This is a genomic window from Bordetella genomosp. 11 (genome assembly GCF_002261215.1).
GTDB lineage: Bacteria > Pseudomonadota > Gammaproteobacteria > Burkholderiales > Burkholderiaceae_B > Bordetella_C.
Genome location: NZ_NEVS01000004.1, coordinates 3,306,843 through 3,328,533, shown reverse-complemented (window position 1 = coordinate 3,328,533; position 21,691 = coordinate 3,306,843). Strand labels below are relative to the sequence as shown.

Here is a 21,691-nt window from a genome sequence, read left to right as displayed (position 1 = left end):
TCGTGCTTGCCCTGGTCTATGTGTTGTGCATCGCGACGCCTCGCTATGAGGCGGAGTCGCGCTTCTTCGTGCAATCCGGCTCGGGCCAGGATTCCGGCGGCGGCGGGGCCGCGAGCCTGCTTACCACGGGGAATATGGGCGGCATGCTGGGAGGTTTCGTGGACGGTTGGGCCGTCAGCGATTTTCTCAAGTCGCGCGATGCCATGCGCCAGCTGGATCAGGCCGTCGGCCTGCGCCGCTACCTGGCCCATGACGGCATGGACCTGTTCAATCGCCTCGCGCCCGACGCCAGCGAGGACGATCTGTACCGCGCATACCAGTCGTCCGTAAAAGTGTCCTTTAACGTGCTGGAGCAAATCGACGTGCTGCGCGTCAGCGCGTTTTCTCCTCAGGACGCGGCCATCCTCTCGCAGGCGCTGATTCGCCTGGCGGAGGATTTCGTCAGCCGCCTGAACGAGAAAGGCGTCGCCGACAAGTTGAAGGTCAGCGAGGAGTCCGTCAAACGTGCGGAGCGCAAGGCGCTTCACGCCCGCGACGCCCTGACGGCGTGGCGAACGGCGCATGGCAATATCGACCCGACGGCGACCGTGGCGATGCTGCTGAATCTGTCCGGCCAGCTCGAAGGCGAGCTCAGCAACGCGCAGATCAACCTGGACAAGATCCGTGCCCTGGGCAATCCGAATCATCCCATGCTCAGGCCCGCCGAGATGCAGGTCTCGGCGTTGCAGAAGCGGATCGTGGCGGTGCGCCGCCGCCTGAGCGGCGAGGGGAATACAGAGGCGAAGCAGCTGAAGTCGTACGAGGCGCTGCGCAATGCCCAGGCCTTCGCGGATTCCAACCTGACGCTGGCTCAGCAGTCGTATCAGCAGGCCATGGTGGATGCACTGCGATTGCAGCGGTATCTATCGATCATCGCGCAGCCGGTTCCGACGGACCGCCCCAGCAGCCCCAAGCTGCGGATACTTTTGCTGGAAGCGCTGGCCCTGGGCTTCGTGCTGATGCTGGTGTTGCGCCTCGCCATGGCTTTGCTCAAGGGGATGCGTCATGGGTGATACGACGATTGCACGTCGCGAGGCGTCGGCCGACGCCGCTGCGCGGCTGGCCGAAGCCATCGGCAGGATCCGGGCCGCGGCGGATCCCGCGGCCGAACTGTCCGGGCTCGACCCGGCCCTGGTGCGCGCGGCCAATGGCAGGCGCGATGTCAGGCGCTTGCTGGTCTCGCCGTTCGTGCGAGAGAGTGCTTTCAAGCCGGCGATCGCGGCGCTCGAACTTCTTGTGGCCGCCGATCCCTCCCAGGTCGAGGATCGCCGCCTGCTCGCCAGCCTGCTGGGACGGACGGAGCAGTGGGACAGCGCGATCGCGCAGGCGGACGCCGCCGCCGATCTCGAACCGGATACCGCCGCGCTGCACGCCGCGCGCATACAGCTGCGCCTGCAGGCGGGGCGGGTGGCCGATGCCGCGACGGTCGCGCGGGCGACCAGCGATCGGGCGGCGGAGTCTCCGGATGACGCCCACTTCTGGATGCTGGCGTTCATCCGCGACGGCGATACGGCCGAGGCGGCGCGCATGGCAGCGGTACTGAACGCGGACAATCTACCGAACGCGCGCGTGGCCGCGATGGCCGTGCGTGCCTTGTTCGAGGATGGCAGGGCGGAGGCGGCGATCCGGTTTGGCGACGCGGCGCTGGCCGCGGGGCACGATAGCCCGGGCTTGCGGACCTATCTTGGACTGGCGCACCTGCGGCGCGGCACGGAAGAAGACCGGAAGGTCCATGCGGTGGACCATTTCCAGGCTGGGGTGACGGTGTCGCCCTCGGATGTGAGGCTGCTGTCCTTGTACGGCGAAACACTGCTGCGGTCCGGCCGCTACCAGGACGCGGTGGGCCCGCTCAAGCAGGCCATCGACCTGGCGCCGGAACTGGAGCAGACGCGGGTGCTCTACGCGCGCGCGCTGCGCTATTCGCTGCAGTACGACGAGGCTGCCGACCAGCTGATGTACGTGCTCGAACGAAACCCCGATAAGCCGCTGTGGCAGCGTTCCGCCATCGCGGCATTATCCCAGGCTGGCCGCAAGCAGGAGGCCGAGGCATTGTTCCAGCGCTATGTTTCGCAGCGCGACATGCGGCTGCCCGACACCTTCGACGAAGCCATGGCGCAACTGGAAGACCGGCTCGATACCGCCCCCATCCCCCAGGCGCGGCTGGACTGGGCGTGGTCGCTGCGCCGCGACTCGGGAATCGACCGCGCGCAATGGGAGCGCGCCGCGCGCTGGGGCCATATGGTGGACCATCTGTTGTTCGACTGGATCGAATGCCGCGAGGATCGTGCCGAAGAGGCCATGCAGGTGCTGGGGGAGCTGGACAGCGGCGAGCGGTTTTTCGAGCCCTTGCTCGCCGCGGGCAGGGGTGTCGTCGTAGCCACCGCGCACGTCGGTCCCATGTATGCCGGCCTGATGGCCCTGGAGCTGGCGGGCATCCCGTCGCGCTGGCTGGCCACCGCGCCACGCATTGCCCAGACAAGCTATGCCGAGGCCCTGATCTCCACCGCCGACCAGACCGAAGCGCAGGTCGCCAAGTCCTGCCTGCGCGCGATCGGGTCGGGCTACGTGTTGTGCCTGGCGGTGGACGGCGCGGCGAACCCGGCCGCGCCGCGAACCACCTTCGAGGGACAGGAAGTGACGTATTCGAGTTTCGCTTCGCATCTGGCGCACCGCCTCAAGGTGCCTTCGGTGTTCTACGCGCCCCGCTGGGAGAACGGCCGTGTTGCCTTCACGCTGGAGATGCTTCCGGCGGCCGAGCCCGGGGAGGATGCCGAGGCGTACGCGCAACGATGGCAGCGGGCCTATTTCGAGCGGCTCAGGGAACATTTGGCCGGTCCACCGGAAAACCTGCGCATGAGCGGCGGGATCTGGCGCCACGTGAAATCCGCGGATCGTTCCGCGCAGCAATAGGGAGTAAGGATTCGATGAACTCAACAGGCTTTGAAAGCGATGCGGCCATCCCCGCGTGGCTGCTCGACGAGACGCAACGCGACCTTCGCGAAGAGATGCTCTCCCGGCGCCGGCGCTGGCTGGTGACCGGGGCCGCGGGCTTTATCGGTTCCAATCTCGTGGAGACCCTGCTTTTGCTGGGACAGGAGGTGCACGGCCTGGATAATTTTTCGACCGGACACCGGCGCAATCTGGACGAGGTCCGCGGGAACGTCGGGGAACGCCTGTGGGCGTCTTTCACCCTGCACGAGGCCGATATCCGCGACATGGCCGCATGCGAGCAGGCCGTCGGCCAGGTCGATTACGTGCTGCATCAGGCCGCGTTAGGCTCGGTACCGCGTTCGGTGAAGGACCCGGTGACTTCGCACGATGTGAATGTCTCGGGCTTCCTGAATATGCTCGATGCCGCGCGCCGTGCCGCCGTCCGGGGCTTCGTCTATGCCGCATCCAGTTCCACCTATGGCGACGAGCCCAATCTGCCCAAGCGGGAAGACCGGATCGGCAAGCCGCTGTCGCCCTATGCGGTCACCAAGCTGGTCGACGAGCTTTATGCGGATGTGTTTTCCCGGACGTATGGCTTCGCGTCCACCGGACTGCGTTACTTCAATGTCTTCGGCCCGCGGCAGGATCCCAATGGCGCCTATGCGGCCGTGATCCCGAAGTGGATTTCGTCGATGATCGAGGCAGAGGCCGTCCAGATCAATGGCGACGGCGAAACCAGCCGGGATTTCTGCTTCGTCGGGAACGTCGTGCAGGCGAACCTGCGCGCCGCGTTGCGCCAGGAGACCCGCGCCAGCGAGGTCTATAACGTCGCGGTGGGTGGCCGCACCACGCTGAACGACCTTTTCGGCATCATCCGGGACGGCCTGGCGGCGCGTGGCTTCGAGTATGCGCGATCGGCGGAATACCGGCCGTTTCGCGAAGGCGATGTGCGGCATTCGCAGGCTGATGTGTCGAAGGCGCAGGCCGGCATCGGCTACGAGCCGCTGGTGGATCTGCGGCGTGGAATGAACGAGGCGCTGCCGTGGTACATCGGCTTTCTGACTTCGCGGGTGGCAGCATGACCAGGACAAAATTGATGCATGGGCTGCTTGCCCTGGCGGCGTTGTGGGGCGGCACGGCCGCCGCCAGCGTATCGTGCAGCGTCCCCGACGAGCATTGCCCGATGGTCGCGTCGCTGCTGCAACAGCGCGAAGGCTACGGGGCGAAGGCCACGGGCGGGTTGGGAGGGCGATTCGTCGAGGTCACGTCCAATATGGACGCCGGGCCGGGAACATTGCGCGCGGCGCTGACGCATGCCAAAGGCCCCACGTGGATCCGTTTCGCCTCGGACATGACGATCGTCCTGGACAAGCAGCTACGCGTTCCGTCGGACGTGACCATCGATGGGCGTGGAAAGCAGGTCACCTTGATCGACGATGGGCTGGGGGTCTACGGCAGCCATAACGTCATCCTTACGCACCTGACCATCGATGGACGCCTGAACCGGCTGACGCAGGCCGTGAACGTGGCCAATGGCAGCCGGGACGTGTGGGTCGATCATCTGGACCTGTCCCGATTCGCGGACCGGCTGCTCAACGTGAAGAATGGCTCGACGGATGTCACGGTTTCGTGGACGAAGTTTCATGACTCCGACAAGGTCATGCTGCTGAACAACATCACCTCGAAGAATCTCTTCCAGAACTACGATCGCGATTCGATCGCGCGGGTGACGCTGCACCACAATTATTTCGTGAATACGGTGCAGCGCAATCCGAGGGCCCAGTTCGGCACATTCCATTTGTTCAACAATCTGCTGGAGAACTGGGATTTCTATGGGATGAGTTTCAGCCTGGCGGCCCGCGCCCTGGTGGAGGGCAATATGTTCAGCAACCTGTCGCAGCGCAAGTGCACGGAGCCACCCTTTTTCCCGACGGTGGAGCGTATCAACGTGAACTACTGCAGCTTTATCAAGGATTCGCCCAAGCGCAGCGCGCTACCCAATGGCGAATCGGATCGCCGCAACTACGAAAAATCGAAGGGCCAGTACGGATACAAGCATGATTTCAAGGCGTCCCTGCGCCTGAAAGACAATCTGTACCTTGGCGATGCGAAACCGGTGCTGGAGGATTACCGTCCGGAATCGGTGCCGACACCGCCGTACTGCTACGGCTACGAACACCCCACGCCGGAGCTGGCCGAGAAGATCCGCCAGATGGCCGGCAATACGCGCGTGGACACGCCGTTGGCAAGCCCGCGCAGCGGGACGGGTTGTCCGTAGTCGCGGTTCAAGAGGCGCTCAGCGACCACGCCGCGCCGGATTCGCGCGTGCGTGTCGCCGCCACCTGCGGATCGTGCAGCAGCACGTCGGCGAACTGGCGCACCAGGCCGTTGGGCGGCGCGTCCTGCCGGGTGACCAGATGCAGGTCGCGCAACACCCAGGCGTCGCTCAGGGCGATGCCGGCCAGGTTGCCCTCGCGCAGCCCGGCTTCGGCCACGCTGACGGGGACCAGGGCCAGGCCGACACCCGCGCGCACGAGGTAAAGCACCGATGCGAAGTCGTGCGCGTGTACGCGCACGTTCAGGACGCGGCCGGCCTGTGTGGCCCGCGCTTGCAGGAAGTGAAAATTGCTGCTGGCCTGGTCCATGCCGACGAAGCCGTAGGCCAGTGCTTCGCCGAAGGGAACACGCGCGCGCGATGCCAGGGGATGGTCCGCGGGCGCGATGCATATGAGGCGGTCCAGGGCATACAGCTCGCAACGCAGGTCGCTGGCGGTGTTGCTTCCGGCGAAGATGCCGATATCGGCATCGCCGCGCCGGATGGCACCGGCGATGGCCTCGCTGTCGGCTTCCCGCAGATCGACGTCGATGTGCGCGTTGGCCGCGAGAAAGCGCGCCAGGCTGGGGATGATGAAACTATTGAGCGAGCTGCTGTTGGCCAATAGCCGGATGCGGCCCTTCAGATTGCGCGCGTAGGCACCGACCTCGTCCTGCAGCGCCTGCAGATCGGCCAGGAGAATGTCGGCGTGGCGCGCGAGCGCTTCGCCGGCCTGGGTCAGCGTCATGCCCTTGGCGGTGCGCAAGAACAGCGGACTGCCGGCGGTGTATTCCAGGTTCTTCAGGCGGTAGCTGGCCGACGGCGCCGTCATGTGCATGGCGGCGGCGCCGGCCGACAGGTTGCCGGCCTGGACGATGGCCTTGAACAGGCGCAGGTCCTTCAGCTCGTAGGACATCGGGTATTCCGTCGTTGAGCAGGCGCCGGACCCGCCGGTCAACCGCCCTTGGCGCGCGCTTTTTCCTGCAGGAAGCCGCGCATGTAGCGGCCTGGCTCGCCGGTGGCGAACGCCGCGCCGAACTCCAGTACGCCGTTGCGGATGGAGGTTTCCAGCGGCTCGTCCTGCCATTCGCGCAACAAGCGCTTCTGCTGGGCCAGCACGCGGGGGCCCAGCCCCGCCAGCATACCCGCAATGCGGGCCACCTCGGCGTCGAGCGCCGAAGGCGGTACCACACGGTCGAGGAGGCCCCAGGACAATGCCTCGGGCGCATCGGCGACTTCGCCGGTCAGCAGCATCCATGTTGCACGGGCCTGGCCGACCAGGCGCGGCAGCAATGCCGCGTGGATGATGGACGGTACGCCCACCTTCACCTCCGGCATGCCCATGTGGGCGGCTTCGGAAGCGATGCGCAGGTCGCAGGCCAGGGCCAGCTCCATGCCGCCGCCCAGGCACCAGCCCGGGATGCGGGCGATCACCGGCATGGGCAAGAGGCGCACGCCGTCGCACAACTGACGCAACCGGTCGATGTATGCGATGGCACCCGCCTGGTCGAACTCGGCCATCTCTTTGATGTCGGAGCCCGCCACGAAGGCCTTGTCCTGTTCGGCACACAGCACCACGACCCTGACATCTTCGCGCGCGGCCAGGTGCTCCAGGGCCAGGATGAGTCCGTCGACCACACGACGGCTCAGGATATTGAGCTTGCCGGCGTCGATGATCCGCAGCGTCGCGATGCCTTGAGCATCGACCGCGACGGCGGCATGGGGATGTTGGAAAGTCGTCATCACATTTTCTCGAAGCCGATCTCGTCCACGACCTTCTGCCACACCTTGTTGGAGCGCTCGATCGTGGCGGCGAACTGTTCGCGAGTTGTGTAGTCGGGCACCGCGCCCTGCTGCTCGATGGCGGCGATGACCGAGGGCTCCGAAAGCACTTTCCTGATGGCGGCGTTCAGCGTGTCGAGTACCGGTTCGGGCGTGCCCTTGGGCGCGGCCAGGCCGAACCAGCTTGGCGTGTTCAGCTGGGGATAGCCCAATTCGGCGTAGGTGGGGACATCGGGCAGGCTTTTCACGCGTTCGGGCGCGGCCACGGCCAGCGCGCGCAGCTTGCCGGAGGCGATGAAGCCGGCCGAGGAAGGCAGGTTGTCGAATACGACCTGTACCTGTCCGGCCATCAGGTCGACCAGCGCGGGGCCCAGGCCCTTGTACGGCACGTGCAGCATCTTCGTCTGCGTGCTGCTCAGGAACAGTTCGCCGAACAGATGGCTGTAGCCGCCGCTGCCGGAAGAACCGAAGGCCAGGCGACCCGGTTTGGCCTTCAGCGTGTCCAGCAGTTGCTGGAATGTCTTGATGTCGGAATTGCCGCTGACGTCCAGCACGCCCAGCACGTTGGCCAGGTTGCTGATGGGCGCGAAGTCCTTGACCGGGTCGTAGCTGGATTTCTTGTGCACGTTGGGATTCACGGCGTGCGAGCTTTCGACCGCCATCACCAGCGTATAGCCGTCCGCCGGCTCGCGCGCGGCGTAGGCGCTGCCCAGGGCCCCGCCGGCGCCGGGTTTGTTCACCACCACCACCGTTTGGCCCAGCACCTCGCCAAGCTTGGGCGCGACGATGCGCGCCATCAGGTCGGTGGTGCCGCCTGGCGCATAAGGCACGATCAATTGCACGGTACGGTCGGGATAGGCGGCCAGGGCCGGCGCGGACGCGCACAGGGTAAGGATCAGCGCGCAGGCGGCGCCGCGCAGGGGGTGGTACATGGTTGTCTCCTTGTTATGGTCGGCGGGAAGGGTGGGAATTCAGGAATCGTCGCGGGCCGCCAGCCGGCTCAGGACTTCGGCGGTGTGCTCGCCCATCAGCGGCGGTGGCCGTAGCGGCGCATCGATCTCGCCGGCCAGCATGGGGTTGCGCACCAGCGGCACCGGACCGAAGCGTGGATGCTGCGCGTGCCGCAGCATGCCCCGATGGCGCACCTGTTCGTCGGCGAAGACCTCTTCCATGCTGTTTACCGGACCCCAGGCGATGCCGGCGGCTTCCAGTCCGTCGGTCCAATGCTTGCGTTCGCGCAGCACCAGGATGTCGGCCAGGATGGCGCGCAACGCCGGCAGGTTCTGCACGCGGTCCGTATTGCGCGCGAAGCGGGGATCCGCGGCCAGTTCCGGTCGTCCGCACAGCTCGCACAGCCGTCCGAACTGCTCGTCGTTGCCGACGGCCAGGATGAAGTGCCCGTCGCTGGCTCGGAAAACCTCATAGGGCGCCAGGTTCGGATGGGCATTGCCGGTGCGTTCCGGATTGCGGCCCGATACCAGGTAGTTGGCGCCTTGGTTGGCATTGATGGCCACCGCCACGTCCAGCAGCGCGATGTCCAGGTGGCCACCCTCGCCGGTGCGACCCCGGCGCAGCAGCGCCGCGAGGACCGCCGAGGTGGCATACATGCCGGTGGCGACATCGACCACGGGCATCCCGGCGCGCAGTGGCCCGGCGCCGGGCTCGCCGTCGGCCCGGCCGGTGTAGCCCATCAGGCCGCCCATGCCCTGGAATATGTAGTCGTAGCCGGGCCGCGCCGACTTCGGGCCATCCTGGCCATAGCCGGTGATGGAGAGATAGATCAGGTCGGGCTTGACCGCCTTCAGGCTGGGGTAGTCCAGGCCGTAGCGGGCCAGCGTGCCGGCCTTGTAGTTTTCCACCAGCACATCGGTGCCGCGCAGCAGGGCCAGCAGCGTGGCGCGGTCCGCGGCGTCGGCGAAATCCAGGCAAATGGACTGCTTGTTGCGGTTGCAGCAGGTGAAGTAGGCGGAGAAGGTATCTGCCCCGTCGGTCGATTCCAGAAAGGGCGGTCCCCATTTGCGGGTATCGTCGCCTTGCCCGGGACGCTCGACCTTGATGACCTCGGCGCCCAGGTCGGCCAGATTCTGGGTGCACCACGGGCCGGCCAGGATCCTCGATAGGTCCAACACGCGGACATTGTCCAGCACCTTGCTCAGCACGTCTCCTCCCAGCCAGCCGTTTTTTATGGTGCGGCAAGTCTAGGAAGGGGCGCCGGCAGCGTCCAGTTCAAATCTTCTAAGGGAATGTTCAAAACTGCCTAAGCGGTCCGCGTGGGGGCACGCGCGCCCGCCGGCCGGGCCGGTTCGCCGGCGCGGCCTGGATCCCATCGACGCTATCTTGCGGGCGACGCGGGCGCCGCCGGGGGCGCGGGTATTTGTATCTTGTCCGCGTATTTCATCAGGATGTCTCCCATCGCCTTCATCATTTCGCCGTGCATTTGCATGGCGATCTTTTCATTGCCCGGCGGCAGCGCGGCCATTCCCATCATGGGTCCCATCATTCCCGGCCCCATCATTCCCGGCCCCATCATTCCCGGCCCCATCATTCCCGCGCCCATGGGGCCCATCGGCCCCCCAGCGCCCAATGGACAGCCCGGCATGCCTGGGCCCGCGAAGGGCCGGCCCATCGGGGGCGCCGCGCCCATCATCGGATGCCGCCAGCCGGCGGCGGGTGGCGTGGGCTCATCCGTATCCGCGGCCACGCTCGAGCCGGCGCTGAAAAGGCTCGCGGTGGCAAGCAAGGACAATACGACTACACGTTTGGTATCCATGATGGGCTCCAGGAGGACGACGCCCCAGTCGATCCGGGGCGTATCATCGTTCGTATCGCGGGTCGCCGATCCCGCCTGCGTGCGGACGGCGCGATCGGATGGTGTCTTGCGGGTCGAGCATATACAGCCCGCGCGCGGGGTCTTTTGATCTCGGTCAAGCCCGACCGGCGGACCCATGCGCAGAATGGACGTGGCGCGTTGCCGGCCGGCATTCCGGCCGAGTACGCACGCTGCGCGTTGGGGCCATGGCCGGGCTGCGGTTGCCCGCATGGATCAAGCGTCGATAGGGCCGGCCACGACGGGCTTGCATCGGCCGGAGGCGATTCCTGGATATCGGGAGAGAACCATGAACGGTGTCATGAGCAAGGCGTGGTGGGTACTCGTCGCAAGAGGCCTGATTGCTATCGTTTTCGGCGTACTGGCGCTGATGTGGCCGACACTGACGCTGCTGGTGCTGGTGGCGATGTTCGCCGCGTATGCGGTGTTGAGCGGTGCGGCCGCCGTGGCGGGCGCGTGGCGTGCCCGGACGGCAGGCAAAGGGCTGGGAGAACTGTGGATGATCGCAATTCTTGGCGTTGTGGCCATTGCCTGCGGCATTATCGCCGTCGTGTGGCCTGCCATTACGGCGCTGGCGTTGGTGCTGATCATGGGCATCAATGCGCTGATCACCGGCATCCTGGATATCGCGGTCGCCATCCGTTATCGCGATACCGTGCGCCATACCTGGCTGATGGTGCTCGCGGGCATCGTGTCGATCATCTTCGGCGCGGGCGTACTGGTGTATCCCGGCGCCGGCGCACTGGCATTGGTATGGATGATCAGTATCTATGCCATCGCCTCGGGCATCCTGTTGCTGGCGATGGGCATACACGCGCGCAGGGGCGGCTCGCCGTACGGCCACGCACCGGCGTGACGCCGCGGGCTATGCCTCGATGAGACTATCCGCGGCCGCGGCACGGGTAGCCGGGGTTTGTGCGTCGACGGCATTGGATCGCACCTTGCCGACCCACCACATGGCGAACACGATGCAGGCGCAGCAGACCCAGCCGTTGATCCCGTAGCCGGAGATGCGGCCGCTGGGCGAGGTCGTCAGCATCAGGCCGCCGATCCATGCGCCGGTGCCGGTCGCGATCTGCTGCACGGCCGAGTTCACGCTCATGAACGCGCCGCGCCGGTGCGGTTCCGGCACGGTGGTCAGCAATGCCTGCACGGGGATCATGCGGGCATTGGCCGTTACCAGGAAGAACGGGAAGAACACGATCAGGGCCCACAGGGGCAGCTGGGGCAGGTGCGTGATGAACAGCGCCGGCAGCAGCGAGGCCACGGCTGCCGCGCGGAAGATCCGGCGGGTGCCGAAGCGATCGGCCAGCCGTCCGACCGTGCGCGAACTGAAGAACGTGGCGAAGCCGCCGGCCATGTAGATCAACGAGATGTCCTCGGGCTGCACGCCGAGGTTGCCGACGAAGGTGGGCGAGATGAAGGGCACGATCAACATGTGCGCGCCCATCACGAGGGCGGTCAATCCATAGCCGCGCAGATGCGCGGGTTCGCGCATCAGGGACCACAATTCCGGAATGGTGCGCGACAGCGGTACCGCGGGCACGCGGATATGCGCGCGCAGCGACGGCACCACCTTCCAGGCGCCCGCCCATATCGCGGCGGACAGCAGGACCAGCTCGAAGAACGGCGAGCTCCAGCCGAAATGCGCGCCCAGCACCACGCCCAGCGGCACGCCGGCCACCGCCGCCAGCGAGAACGATGTCATCACCACGCCCATCGCGGTGCCGCGGCGCTGCGGCGGTATGACGTCGCCGATGATGGCCAGCACCAGGGAGCCCAGCACCCCGCCGGTCAGGCCGGCGAAGGCCCTGGACAGCAGCAGGGCATGGTAGTTCGTGGCCATTGCGCAGACCAGATTCGACAACGCGAACAGGGCATAGACGGCCAGCAGCATCTTGCGGCGATCGAAGCGGTCGATATAGGTCGCGGCCAGCAGGCCGGAGATACCCGCGCACCAGGAATAGGCCGAGACAGCCGCCGCGAAGGCGGCCGGGCCGATCGAGAAGGCCTGCATGATCTGCGGGCCCAGCGGCATCATCACCATGAAGTCCACCACGATGGTGAACTGGGTCAGGGCCAGCAGCCAGAGGAGGGTGCGCTCCCTGCCCGCGGAAAGCGGAGCAGCCGAAGTGACGGGGGTGGGGGACATGGTGGGCGTTGGTCAGCGCGCCGGTTCACCGGCGGAAGGGAGGCCGAGCGCGGGGGCAACTGCGATCGGCCATGGTCGGTAGACGCCCTTGCGAGAAGCGCGCCGTTGCGGATTGTAGCCATAATCGGTAACCATCGAGCGGATCCGCCTTAAGAAGAGGTCCGACCCTGCCGTTCAACTCAAGGTAAAGCCGAGTTGGAGCGTCGCGGAGCATCGTCGTCGCCGATGGCGTCGGTGAATGTGCCGCCCGTGCGTGGCGCGATCCGCTATAACGACAATCCAACGTTTCGTTGTTGAACAGGAGTAGAGGTAGATATGTCGATTCGACGCAATTTCATGAAGGCCGGGCTGGCCTTCTGCGCGGTGTTGGCCGGTGCGCCGGTCTACGCGGCGGGCTATCCCAGCCAGACGATTACCCTGGTCGTGCCTTACGCGGCCGGCGGCGGCGCCGACAATGCGGCCCGCATCCTGGCCAAGGCGCTGGGCGAGCAGTTGGGCCAGAGCATCGTCATCGACAACAAGAGCGGCGCCAGCGGTTCGATCGGCGCGTCATTGGTGGCGCGGTCGGCTCCGGACGGCTATACGGTGCTGTACGACGCCTCGGCCTTCGCGATCAACCCGGCGCTGCGCAAGCTGCCTTATGACTGGAAGAAGGATTTCATCCCCGTTTCGCAGGCCGTGCGCGTGCCCAACGTGATGGTGGTGGCGAAGAACTCGCCCTTCAATTCGCTGGGCGACTTCATCGCCGCCGCCAAGGCGCAGCCCGGCAAATACACGTTCGCCTCCTATGGCCCCGGCAGCCTGGCCCAGATGGCCGGCGAGCTGCTGAAGAAGGATACGGGTATCGACATCGTCCATATTCCCTATAAAGGGGGCGCGCCCGCGCTGGTGGACGTGATCAGCGGCCAGGTGGACACCTACTTCGCCAACGCGGCGTCCAGCCTGGGCTACATCACGGGCGGCCAGTTGAAGGCCCTGGCCGTGACGTCGCCGCAGCGCATGTCCGAGCTGCCCAACGTTCCGACGGTCGCCGAATCGGGCATCAACAACTTCGCCGTGGAAGAGTGGAACGGTTTCCTGGTGCCGGCGCACACCCCGGCCGATGTGGTGGAAAAGCTGCAGGGCGCCGTCAGTGCCGTGCTGGCCCGCGACGATGTGAAGACGCAGCTGGGCAAGCTGGGCCTGGTGCCGGTCGGCAGTTCGCCCAAGCAGTTCGCCGATTTCATCGACGCCGAGGTCCAGCGCTGGACCGAGGTGGTGAAGGCCAACAATATCGTCACGAATTGAGGTGACCCACGCGGCGCCGATGCGGCGCCGAAAAGCAACAAGCCCTCCGGAGAGGGCTTGTTCGCGGGCTTTACGGGCTGTGTCGCCACAGCCTGTCATGCCTGACGCTTACAGCGGCGTGATCTTGGTGGCTTGGGGGCCCTTGGCGCCCTGGCCGGCGATGTAGCTTACGCGCTGGTTTTCCTGCAGGGAGCGGTGGCCGCTGCCCTGGATTTCGGAGAAATGCGCGAAGAGGTCCTTGCCGCCGGAATCGGGCATGATGAAACCGAAGCCTTTTTCCGAGTTGAACCACTTAACAATGCCAGTTTCCATGATGTTCCTTGATGAAATACGGACGCACGTCCGAGAAAGAGATGATCAAGGTAGGACATGGACAATGATGGCGTACTACGTGGAACGCACACCCGAACGGAATCGCAACACTTGAGGATCTGCCGGCACTATGAGGGTTGCCTCATAGGGAAGTCAAGCACTATTTATTGGCGCCAATATCAGGCGGATCATCGAGGCGGCGATTGCCGTGGCTTTCCCACGATCCCATCAAGGGACGGAGCGGTCCTGGACCGCTGCCGTTGCGACGCCTTCGACGATCGCCATGGCCGGCGCCGGGTCGCGAACATCCGGCACCGGTCGCGGCATGATCCGGGCCGGCATGGGAAGCGGCGTCAGTTGGTCTGTACCTCTTTCGCGCCGGCCAGTTGGGCGCCGCGCAGTTGCGTCGGATCCGCTTTCATCACCGCAAGGTTGGCGATGCCGGACAGCGTATTGCGCCAGCGGTCGAGATCCTGCCTGGTGGCGGAGCCGTCGTCCCGGGGCTTGCTGTCCTGGATCAGGCCCAGCAGGTCCCAGGCGCGGGACACCGACGACGGCGTGTTCAGGTCCTCCTGCAGGTCGCCAGCCACGTATTTCCTGATGCGGGTGGACTGGCTGGTCGATTGCTCGAGGGACGCCTTGACGAGCCTGCCGTCCTTGTACGCGATACTGGCCACGCTGCTGGCCGTATCGTCGATCTGGTCGTAGTAGTAGTTCTGCGAGGTCTTGTCGGTCGTCAGGTTCAGCGGGGTGTCGGGGTAGAGCGCCTGGTGATAGCTGGCGCTCAGGTGCGACTGCTGCGTTTGCTCGACCGCCAGATCGCGCGGTCCCGTGCCGCGCACCGTCGTCTGCTGCGAGACCTGGTAGGAGAAGGCGTCGCGTTCCTCAGGGTGCAGCGGATTGGGCGAGGGCTGGTCCGCCGCCTGGACCGATGCGCTGAAATCGGCCAGGCCGGTCAACATGGCGCGGTCCGTGTCGCTCAGGGCGATCGCCGGGCCGGAAGTGGCCGCGGGATGGCTGGGATCCACGCCATAGTGCGTGTTCAATGCACTGAAGGCGTCCTTGAACATCTCCATTAGCCCGGCATCGCCGCGCCCGCGGCTTTGTGCCTGGTCGAATTGCGCCAGGTAGGCTGCCAGCGCGTGCGATTGCTGGTCGGTGCTGCCCAGCAGCGCGGGGTTGGAGAGGTCGACGTCGACGTTCACCGTTCCGGCCATGCCGGTGTAGGCGACGCTGCGGTGCTGGCTGTCGGCCTGGAAGGAAAGGGACTGGACGCTGCCGTTGGCCAGCTTGAAGCTGGCCTGCAGGTCCACGGAAGCGAGCACCTGGGGGTCGAATTGTGTCAGGCCATCCAGGGCGAGCTTGGGCGGAACGGACGTCAGGCCGTCGATGGCGGCCTGGAAGCCGTCCGCCAGCCCGGCCAGCGCCGTGCGCTCCGCGTCCGATAGGGTGCCGCCGGTGACTTCGATTTGCACGCCCAGGCCGCCCGCCTGACTGGTCAGGGACAGATGGACCGTCGCGCCGCCGGCGGTCTTGACGTCCAGGGTGACCTGGTTATCGGCGGCGGTGTGCAACTGCGTCTGGCGGATCCGGTCCAGGTTCGAAACGGCATCGTCCGTGCCGGAGCCGGGCGATCGCAGCATGACGGACTGGGAGTAGTCGCCGCCGTCGAAGCTCAGGCGCTGGAGCGCGGCGGCGCCCAGGCCGTGAAACCGGTCCGAGAGCGCGGTGGCGTCGTAATTGGAGGACATCAGCGAGCTGATGGCGTCGCTGGTGTTCTTCTCCCAGACGGGCACGGACGGCGACAATGCGCCGGCCGGGGTATAGGTCTGGTTGAGCAGGGCCGACCGGGCATCCGTCAGGGTGACGCTGGCCGAGGGCGCCGGGGCGGTCTGGCCGGCGGCGGCCGCGGCGACATCGGTGTCCGCGGTTCCGGTGGCCATGGATGGCTGCAAGGCGGACGCGGTGCTCAGGGGGAGCAAACTCTGCATAGTCTCGGTTTTGCAATAGGAATCGGGCCGGGGGCCCGCGGCGGGCCATCCAGCTCTTCCGTTAACGGCAGCACCGGGCAGAATTTAAGGGTGGGCGGGGAAGCGGTTTTCCCAGTCCTCGACCTCGCTCAAGCCGAGGTATTCGCTGTATTGCGCCGCCGTCAGCATGCGATCGCGCATGGCGATCGTGCAGCCATCCTCGCGCAGGTGGCCGAGCGCCTCGCGCATGGCATAACCCAGCGCATTGCGCAGCAGTCCCGGATAAATGGCCAGGGCGATGCCCAGGCCGGCAAGATCCGGGAAGCGCAGGTCCGCCAGCGGGCCGCCCGAATCCAGGTTGATCATGCAGGGGATGCGGATCCGCTCCGTCACCGTCCGGATGTCGTCCAGCACGCCCGCGTGAGCCTTCAATTCGACGAATACCGCGTCGGCGCCCGCCTGCGCGTAGGCCTCGGCGCGGCGGATGGCCTCGTCCAGGCCCATTGAGGCGGCGCAATCCGTGCGGCCGATCACCAGCAAGCCGGTGCTGTCGCGCGCCGCTACCGCGGCGGCGATGCGCGTTACCGCGTCCTCGAAGGGCAGGACGGTCCGCGCGCCCGGGAACTGGGCGCAGCGTTTGGGCGATTGCTGATCCTCGATGTGGATGGCGGCGACGCCGGCCGCTTCGAATTCCTCCACGGTGCGGCGGATGGCCGCGACCCCGCCATAGCCCGTATCGGCGTCGCAGATCAGCGGCAGGTCGATGCAGGCGGCAACACGGCGGGCGTGGGCGGTGATCATGGTGAGATCGACGAGGCCGACGTCCGGCTTGCCCAGCAGGCTGGCGGAGACGCCATTGCCGGTCATGTACACGGCTTCGAACCCGGCATGCTGCACCATGCGGGCGCCGTAGGCGTCATAGACGCCCGGGGCGATCAGCGTCGGCTGTCCGCGCCCGGCGCTCGCCAGGCGGTCGCGCAAGGCCTGCCGCAGGCGGGCGGGTTTGTTCCAGCCGGCTTGCGCGGGCGACGGCGCGGTGCTTATCGGTGCACTCATTCCGTGATGCTCCAATCGGGATACTTGTGCAGGAAAGGGATCAGGCCTCCTTCGCGAAGGATGGCGCGGATCTGCGGGGGTATGGGGCGAAGCGCCTGCCTCAGGCCGCGGGCGGGCGCCAGCAGTTCGCTGTTGGCCAGGTCGATGGATACATGGTCGCCTTCGGCCAGGCCGGCGGTATCGTATTCGACCAGCAGCAGGCCGTTGTTGATCGCGTTGCGGAAGAACTGGCGGCCGAAGGACGGCGCGATGATCGCCGCCACACCCAGGCGATGCAGAATGTGCACGGCCTGTTCGCGGGACGAATTGATGCCGAAGTGCGTGCCGGCCGCGATGATGCCGCCCGGCTGGAAGCGACCGGCGAAGCCGGGGGATACGCCGTCGAACGCCTGGGCGGCGATGTAGGCTTCGTCCTTGCCCGGCAGGTATTTGCCCGAGCATTGCGTGTCGGTATTGACGTCGTCGCCCAGTTTGTACACCGGGCCGGCGATCACGTCCTGGTTCGTGTCATGCATGGGAAGGTCTCCATTCGCCGCCGTCGACCGTGCGCGGGTCCGTGATGTAGCCGGTCAGCGCCGAAGCCGCCACGGTGGCGGCCGAACCGAGCCAGATCTCCGATTCGTGGTTGCCCAGGCGGCCGCGGAAATTGCGGTTGGCGCTGGAGATCGCCACTTCGTTGTCGCCCGGGATCAGGTGATTGGTGATGCCGACGCAGGTGCCGCAGCCGGCGGCCTCGAAGGACGCGCCGGCCGCGGTCAGGATTTCGATCAGGCCTTCGCGCGCCGCGTCCAGGTAGATTTTGCGCGATGCCGGGGTGACGATCATGCGCACCCCGCGCGCCAGTTTGCGGCCCTTCAGAATGGCGGCGGCCTGGCGGATGTCGTCCAGGCGCCCGTTGGTGCAGGTGCCGATCAGGGCGAAGTTGATCTTCTGCCTGTCGATCTGCGTGATCGGCACGACATCGTCCACTTCATGGCGGCGCGCGACCTGCGGCGCCAGCGCGGATGCGTCGATGGAGACGCGGTGCGCATAGCGCGCATCGGCATCGGCCGACACCGGACGCGGCGCACGCGCGCCGTGCGCGGCGAGCCAGGCCAGGGTCTTGTCGTCGGCTTCCAGCAGCGCCGCCTTGGCGCCCAGTTCGGCGGCGTGGTTGGCCAAGGTCATGCGGTCGTCGATTTCCATGGCCGATACGGCCGAGCCGACGTACTCGATGGCCAGGTAGTTCAGGCCTTCGGCGCCGAAGCGGCCCAGCATGTGCAGGGTGATGTCCTTGGCCCAGACGCCCGGCTGCAGCCGGCCGGAAAGCTCGATGCGGGCGGATTCCGGCACGCGCAGCCACACCTTGCCCGTCTTCATCACCGCCGTGACGTCGCTGCCCTCGACACCGGTGCCGAAGGCGTTGAACGCGCCGTAGGTGACCGAGTGCGTATCCGTTCCCACGACGAGGTCGCCGCAGGTCAGGTGGCCGCCCTCGGGCAGTACCTGGTGGCAGATGCCGTCGCCGATGTCGTACAGCGGGCTGCCGTGCGTATCGGCGAAGTTGCGCATGGCGGTGTGGGTTTGCGCGGCCGCCAGATTAGGGGGCGGCGAATAGTGGTCCAGCACCCAGGCCGTGCGCGGCGCGAAGGGCAGCTTCTCGGCGCCCATCTTGTCCACCATGCGTATGGCATTGGGCGCGCGCGCATCGTGGACCATGGCGAAGTCCACGTCGGCGATGACGATATCGCCGGGTTGGACCGCGTCGACGCCGGCGTGCCGGGCGAGGATTTTCTCTGCGATGGTGAAAGGCATGATGTGGCTGCCAGATAGGAGTTTCAGACGGCGTTGATATTGATCTTTTTGACCAGGTCGCCCCACTTCCTGCTTTCGCTGCGGATATAGCGGTCGGTCTCGGCCGGCGTGGACGGCGCGGGGTCCAGGCCCAGCTTCTTCAGCTTGGCATCGACCTCGGGATCCTTCAATGTCGCCACGATGGCCCGGTTCAGGGTGTCGATAGTGGCCTTGGGCGTATGGGCCGGCGCGGTGAAGGCGTACCAGTTGTTGGCCTCGAAGCCGGGATAGCCCGATTCGGCGATGGTCGGGACGTCGGGCAGGACATCCAGGCGATGCAGGCCGGTGGTGGCGATCGGCCGCAGCTTGCCGGCGGCGATGAATTGCACCGCGTCGGTGGGGCTGGCGAAGATGGAGGCCAGCGTGCCGCCCAACAGGTCGTTCATGGCGGGCGCGCCGCCGCGATAGGCCACGTGCTGGTTCTGCAGCCCGGCCACGGACTTCAGCAGTTCGCCGGCCAGATGGCCGCTGCTGCCGATGCCGGACGAGCCGAAGGACATGTCGGAATGCTGGGCGCGCGCGGCTTTCACATAGTCGGCGAAGGTCTTGATCTTGCTGTTGGCGTTCACCACCAGGACATTGGAAAACGATACCGCCAGCGAAATCGGCTCCATGTCCTTGATCGGGTCATATGCCAGCTTGCTCAGGTGCTGGTTGACCGCCAGCGAGCCTATCGTGCCCAGCATGATGGTGTAGCCGTCGGGAGCGGCCTTGACCAGCGCGTCGGAGGCGATATTGCCGCCGGCCCCGGGGCGGTTGTCGATGATGATGTTCTGCTTCAGGTTTTTCGACAGCACCGGCGCCATGATGCGCGCGACCGTGTCGGAACTGCCGCCGGCCGCGAAGCCGACGAGCAGGCGGATCGGCCGGCTGGGGAAATCGTCGGCGGCCTGCGCGTTGCCGGTGGCCAGGGATGCGGCGCATAGGGCGGCGAGGGCGGCGGCCGCGCGTCGAAGGGAGGAAAGCCTCACGAGTTGTCTCCTGTTTTGTGTCGTCCTGGTCTGGATGCCAGAGGTAAACCATCAAAGCAAAACCGGTGCCAATTCGAGCGGAGGGCGCTTTCCCCGGGGAAATGGCCTGCGGGTAAGTGCGGAAGCGCGCGAGTGTTTCATAAGTGAAAATACGATGTTTCATGAAAGCATCGCCGTATTGCAACAATGCCCGCCTCGTCCGACACCGCCTTGCCTCCCGCCGCTTCCGCCCCCGTCCCGGCCGATACCGTGCTTCCCGTCATCCATGCGGTGACCGGCTACGGCCTGTTCGAGAGCCTGCGGCAGATCGCGCCGGAGTACGCCGGGCGCGCCCGCGTCGAGCTGCTGCGGGAAGCGTTCGAACCCGCGCTGGCCACCCTGACGCACGCGATCGCCCGCGGGCGCTGCGATGTGGTGGTGGCTTCCGGCAGCAACGGGACCTTCCTGCGCGCCCGCCTGCCCGTGCCGGTGGTGCTGGTGCAAGTGGGTGGCTATGACCTCATGACGGCGCTGGCGCGCGCGCGGGAGCTGTCCCAGCGCGTCGCCGTGGTCTTGCATCACGAGGTATCGGCCTCGCTGCGCCGCTTCATGCGGGTCTTCGACATGCAGGTCGAGTTGCGCGCGTATGACACGCCGGGGGATGCCGCCCGCTGTATCGGCGAACTGGCCGGGCAAGGCATCGAAGTGGTGGTGGGCGCCGGCATGGTGACCGACTACGCCGAAAAAGCCGGGCTGACGGCCGTGCTGCTGTATTCGCTGGATTCCGTGCGCGCCGCCATGGATACGGCTTTGGCCATCGCCCGCGCGCAGTACGAAGAGCGCGCGCGGCGCGACCGGCTCGACCTGGTGCTGCGCCACCTGAACGACGGCGTGGTCGCCGTCGACATGCAGGGGCATATCACGACGATGAACCCGGCCGCGGCGCGCATCCTCGGAGCGACCGCCTCGCGGGCGATGGGGCGGCCGCTGGCCGAGGCCGCGCCGGGCCTCGGCCTCGGTACCGCGCTGGCGCGCGGCGCGCCCGAGCTGGGACGGGTCGAGGATGTGCGCGGCCAGGCCGTCGTGGTGGACGCCGTTCCCCTGTACGAAGCCGGCGGGCAGGCCGGGGCGGTGTTGACGCTGCATCCCTCGCAGCCGCTGGAACACGCCGTGGGACGCCTGCGTGCGCACAGCCATCGGCGATCGCGCTCGGCCCGCTACACCTTGAACGGCCTGGTCGCGGTATCGGCACCGATGCGCGAACTGGTGCACCGCTGCGAGGTGCTGGCACGCAGCAGCGATGCGTCGGTGCTGATCCAGGGCGAGAGCGGGTCGGGCAAGGAGGTCGTGGCGCAAGGCATACACCGCGCCAGCCGTCGCCATGCGCGTCCCTTCGTGGCGATCAATTGCGGCGCCTTCCCCGAGCAGTTGCTGGAAAGCGAACTGTTCGGCTACGAGGAGGGCGCCTTCACCGGGGCGCGCAGGCAGGGCAAGGCGGGGCTGTTCGAGGCCGCGGACGGCGGCACGCTACTGCTGGACGAGGTAGGCGAAATGCCGCTGCCCTTGCAGACGCGCCTGTTGCGCGCGCTGCAGGAAAAAGAGATCACGCGCGTGGGCGGCATCGACGCGATACCGGTCGATGTCAGGATCATCGCGGCCACGCACCGCGATCTGGCGGCGATGGCGCGCCAGGGCCTGTTCCGGCACGACCTGTTCTACCGGCTGCATATCCTGCAGGTCCGCGTGCCGCCCTTGCGCGAGCGCCCCGAGGATATCGCGGCGCTCGCCGCCGGCCTGCTGCCCGCCGCGCTGGAACGCATCGGCGCGCGCGGACTCGCGCCGGACGTGCTGAGCGTCGCGCTGCCGATGCTGATGGACCACGATTGGCCGGGCAATGTGCGCGAACTGGAGAATGTCATCGAGCGGATCGCGCTGGAGTGCCTGCTGGCGGACGCGGTGCCGCCGTTGACGACACTGCGTGGCGTACTGGATCCGTCCGGCCCCGCCGTGTCCCGCCCGGCAGTGGCCGGCGAGCCGGCAGACCCTGCCGAGCCGGACGGCGACGGCCGCCTGGGCCCGCTGCAACGGGCCGCCGGGATCCGCCACATCCGCGAAACGCTGCGCGCGCACGGCGGCAATCAGACCGCCGCCGCGCGCGCGCTGGGCATCAGCCGGACCACCTTGTGGCGCAAGCTGCGCGCCGCCGGCGACGCGTAGGCCGGACGGGCATCCACCCCG

The 21,691-nt window shown here is 66.8% G+C and carries 19 protein-coding genes; 7 read left to right on the top strand and 12 right to left on the bottom strand.

Going from position 1 to position 21,691, the window contains the following annotated elements; genetic code table 11:
- Positions 1 to 2 precede the first annotated feature (2 nt).
- The 4 genes from CAL28_RS22600 to CAL28_RS22585 all read left to right on the top strand — a co-directional run bounded on the left by CAL28_RS22600 (position 3) and on the right by CAL28_RS22585 (position 5,248).
- Complete coding sequence (locus CAL28_RS22600; RefSeq protein WP_254926202.1) at positions 3 to 1,052, top strand: sugar ABC transporter; 1,050 nt, start codon at positions 3 to 5, stop codon at positions 1,050 to 1,052.
- On the top strand, positions 1,045 to 2,949 hold the full coding sequence (locus tag CAL28_RS22595; protein ID WP_094843423.1) for a tetratricopeptide repeat protein: 1,905 nt from the start codon (positions 1,045 to 1,047) through the stop codon (positions 2,947 to 2,949). Before CAL28_RS22600 ends, CAL28_RS22595 begins: the two co-directional genes overlap by 8 nt.
- Before the next feature lie 95 nt (positions 2,950 to 3,044).
- Complete coding sequence (locus tag CAL28_RS22590; RefSeq protein WP_254926319.1) at positions 3,045 to 4,052, top strand: SDR family oxidoreductase; 1,008 nt, start codon at positions 3,045 to 3,047, stop codon at positions 4,050 to 4,052.
- Positions 4,049 to 5,248 carry a pectate lyase family protein gene (locus CAL28_RS22585; protein WP_094843421.1) on the top strand — a complete coding sequence of 400 codons (1,200 nt, stop codon included), beginning with the start codon at positions 4,049 to 4,051 and terminating at the stop codon, positions 5,246 to 5,248. The genes CAL28_RS22590 and CAL28_RS22585 overlap by 4 nt, the downstream gene beginning before the upstream one ends.
- A gap of 7 nt (positions 5,249 to 5,255) precedes the next feature.
- On the opposite strand, the gene CAL28_RS22580 is transcribed toward CAL28_RS22585, so the two are convergent.
- The 5 genes from CAL28_RS22580 to CAL28_RS30080 all read right to left on the bottom strand — a co-directional run bounded on the left by CAL28_RS22580 (position 5,256) and on the right by CAL28_RS30080 (position 9,836).
- Positions 5,256 to 6,200, bottom strand: a complete 945-nt coding sequence (locus CAL28_RS22580) for a LysR family transcriptional regulator (protein WP_094843420.1) — start codon at positions 6,198 to 6,200, stop codon at positions 5,256 to 5,258.
- Between the two features lie 38 nt (positions 6,201 to 6,238).
- Positions 6,239 to 7,027 carry an enoyl-CoA hydratase gene (locus CAL28_RS22575; protein WP_094843419.1) on the bottom strand — a complete coding sequence of 263 codons (789 nt, stop codon included), beginning with the start codon at positions 7,025 to 7,027 and terminating at the stop codon, positions 6,239 to 6,241.
- On the bottom strand, positions 7,027 to 7,998 hold the full coding sequence (locus CAL28_RS22570; protein WP_094843418.1) for a Bug family tripartite tricarboxylate transporter substrate binding protein: 972 nt from the start codon (positions 7,996 to 7,998) through the stop codon (positions 7,027 to 7,029). Before CAL28_RS22570 ends, CAL28_RS22575 begins: the two co-directional genes overlap by 1 nt.
- Positions 7,999 to 8,037: 39 nt before the next feature.
- Positions 8,038 to 9,225, bottom strand: coding sequence for a CaiB/BaiF CoA transferase family protein (locus CAL28_RS22565; RefSeq protein ID WP_094843417.1), 1,188 nt, complete (start codon positions 9,223 to 9,225; stop codon positions 8,038 to 8,040).
- A 173-nt stretch (positions 9,226 to 9,398) separates the two neighbouring features.
- Positions 9,399 to 9,836 carry a hypothetical protein gene (locus CAL28_RS30080; protein WP_254926201.1) on the bottom strand — a complete coding sequence of 146 codons (438 nt, stop codon included), beginning with the start codon at positions 9,834 to 9,836 and terminating at the stop codon, positions 9,399 to 9,401.
- Positions 9,837 to 10,182: 346 nt separating this feature from the next.
- On the opposite strand from CAL28_RS30080, the gene CAL28_RS22555 reads away from it, so the two are divergent.
- Positions 10,183 to 10,749 carry an HdeD family acid-resistance protein gene (locus tag CAL28_RS22555; protein ID WP_094843416.1) on the top strand — a complete coding sequence of 189 codons (567 nt, stop codon included), beginning with the start codon at positions 10,183 to 10,185 and terminating at the stop codon, positions 10,747 to 10,749.
- A gap of 9 nt (positions 10,750 to 10,758) precedes the next feature.
- Here the strand turns inward: CAL28_RS22555 and CAL28_RS22550 are convergent, their stop codons facing one another.
- Positions 10,759 to 12,045 carry an MFS transporter gene (locus CAL28_RS22550; RefSeq protein ID WP_094843415.1) on the bottom strand — a complete coding sequence of 429 codons (1,287 nt, stop codon included), beginning with the start codon at positions 12,043 to 12,045 and terminating at the stop codon, positions 10,759 to 10,761.
- Positions 12,046 to 12,381: 336 nt separating this feature from the next.
- Between CAL28_RS22550 and CAL28_RS22545 the strand changes: the two genes are divergently transcribed.
- Entirely contained in the window at positions 12,382 to 13,332 is a 951-nt protein-coding gene (locus tag CAL28_RS22545; RefSeq protein WP_254926318.1) for a tripartite tricarboxylate transporter substrate binding protein, read from the top strand.
- A 108-nt stretch (positions 13,333 to 13,440) separates the two neighbouring features.
- Here the strand turns inward: CAL28_RS22545 and CAL28_RS22540 are convergent, their stop codons facing one another.
- The 6 genes from CAL28_RS22540 to CAL28_RS22515 form a co-directional block, all read right to left on the bottom strand.
- Entirely contained in the window at positions 13,441 to 13,644 is a 204-nt protein-coding gene (locus CAL28_RS22540) for a cold-shock protein (RefSeq protein ID WP_066639647.1), read from the bottom strand.
- Positions 13,645 to 13,997: 353 nt separating this feature from the next.
- Entirely contained in the window at positions 13,998 to 15,587 is a 1,590-nt protein-coding gene (locus CAL28_RS22535) for a hypothetical protein (protein WP_141218230.1), read from the bottom strand.
- Between the two features lie 132 nt (positions 15,588 to 15,719).
- Entirely contained in the window at positions 15,720 to 16,670 is a 951-nt protein-coding gene (locus tag CAL28_RS22530; protein WP_094843412.1) for an isocitrate lyase/PEP mutase family protein, read from the bottom strand.
- A complete protein-coding gene (locus tag CAL28_RS22525) occupies positions 16,667 to 17,185 on the bottom strand; it encodes a LeuD/DmdB family oxidoreductase small subunit (protein ID WP_094843411.1) in 519 nt (172 codons plus the stop codon). Before CAL28_RS22525 ends, CAL28_RS22530 begins: the two co-directional genes overlap by 4 nt.
- Positions 17,178 to 18,464: a 3-isopropylmalate dehydratase large subunit gene (locus tag CAL28_RS22520; protein ID WP_094843410.1), complete on the bottom strand. Its 1,287-nt coding sequence runs from the start codon at positions 18,462 to 18,464 to the stop codon at positions 17,178 to 17,180. Before CAL28_RS22520 ends, CAL28_RS22525 begins: the two co-directional genes overlap by 8 nt.
- Before the next feature lie 23 nt (positions 18,465 to 18,487).
- Positions 18,488 to 19,474: a Bug family tripartite tricarboxylate transporter substrate binding protein gene (locus CAL28_RS22515; protein WP_094843409.1), complete on the bottom strand. Its 987-nt coding sequence runs from the start codon at positions 19,472 to 19,474 to the stop codon at positions 18,488 to 18,490.
- Positions 19,475 to 19,660: 186 nt separating this feature from the next.
- Here CAL28_RS22515 and prpR point away from each other — a divergent pair, with 186 nt between their 5' ends.
- Complete coding sequence (gene prpR / locus CAL28_RS22510; protein WP_094843408.1) at positions 19,661 to 21,670, top strand: propionate catabolism operon regulatory protein PrpR; 2,010 nt, start codon at positions 19,661 to 19,663, stop codon at positions 21,668 to 21,670.
- The last annotated feature ends 21 nt before the right edge of the window (positions 21,671 to 21,691 follow it).

Coding starts and splice junctions, on each gene's coding strand:
- CAL28_RS22520 (WP_094843410.1), bottom strand. CDS start 18,464: ATGCCTTTCACCATCGCAGAGAAAATCCTCGCCCGGCACGCCGGCGTC.
- CAL28_RS22595 (WP_094843423.1), top strand. CDS start 1,045: ATGGGTGATACGACGATTGCACGTCGCGAGGCGTCGGCCGACGCCGCT.
- CAL28_RS22550 (WP_094843415.1), bottom strand. CDS start 12,045: ATGTCCCCCACCCCCGTCACTTCGGCTGCTCCGCTTTCCGCGGGCAGG.
- CAL28_RS22580 (WP_094843420.1), bottom strand. CDS start 6,200: ATGTCCTACGAGCTGAAGGACCTGCGCCTGTTCAAGGCCATCGTCCAG.
- prpR (WP_094843408.1), top strand. CDS start 19,661: ATGCCCGCCTCGTCCGACACCGCCTTGCCTCCCGCCGCTTCCGCCCCC.
- CAL28_RS22535 (WP_141218230.1), bottom strand. CDS start 15,587: ATGGCCACCGGAACCGCGGACACCGATGTCGCCGCGGCCGCCGCCGGC.
- CAL28_RS22540 (WP_066639647.1), bottom strand. CDS start 13,644: ATGGAAACTGGCATTGTTAAGTGGTTCAACTCGGAAAAAGGCTTCGGT.
- CAL28_RS22570 (WP_094843418.1), bottom strand. CDS start 7,998: ATGTACCACCCCCTGCGCGGCGCCGCCTGCGCGCTGATCCTTACCCTG.
- CAL28_RS22555 (WP_094843416.1), top strand. CDS start 10,183: ATGAACGGTGTCATGAGCAAGGCGTGGTGGGTACTCGTCGCAAGAGGC.
- CAL28_RS22545 (WP_254926318.1), top strand. CDS start 12,382: ATGAAGGCCGGGCTGGCCTTCTGCGCGGTGTTGGCCGGTGCGCCGGTC.
- CAL28_RS22585 (WP_094843421.1), top strand. CDS start 4,049: ATGACCAGGACAAAATTGATGCATGGGCTGCTTGCCCTGGCGGCGTTG.
- CAL28_RS22590 (WP_254926319.1), top strand. CDS start 3,045: ATGCTCTCCCGGCGCCGGCGCTGGCTGGTGACCGGGGCCGCGGGCTTT.
- CAL28_RS22530 (WP_094843412.1), bottom strand. CDS start 16,670: ATGAGTGCACCGATAAGCACCGCGCCGTCGCCCGCGCAAGCCGGCTGG.
- CAL28_RS30080 (WP_254926201.1), bottom strand. CDS start 9,836: ATGGATACCAAACGTGTAGTCGTATTGTCCTTGCTTGCCACCGCGAGC.
- CAL28_RS22525 (WP_094843411.1), bottom strand. CDS start 17,185: ATGCATGACACGAACCAGGACGTGATCGCCGGCCCGGTGTACAAACTG.
- CAL28_RS22575 (WP_094843419.1), bottom strand. CDS start 7,027: ATGACGACTTTCCAACATCCCCATGCCGCCGTCGCGGTCGATGCTCAA.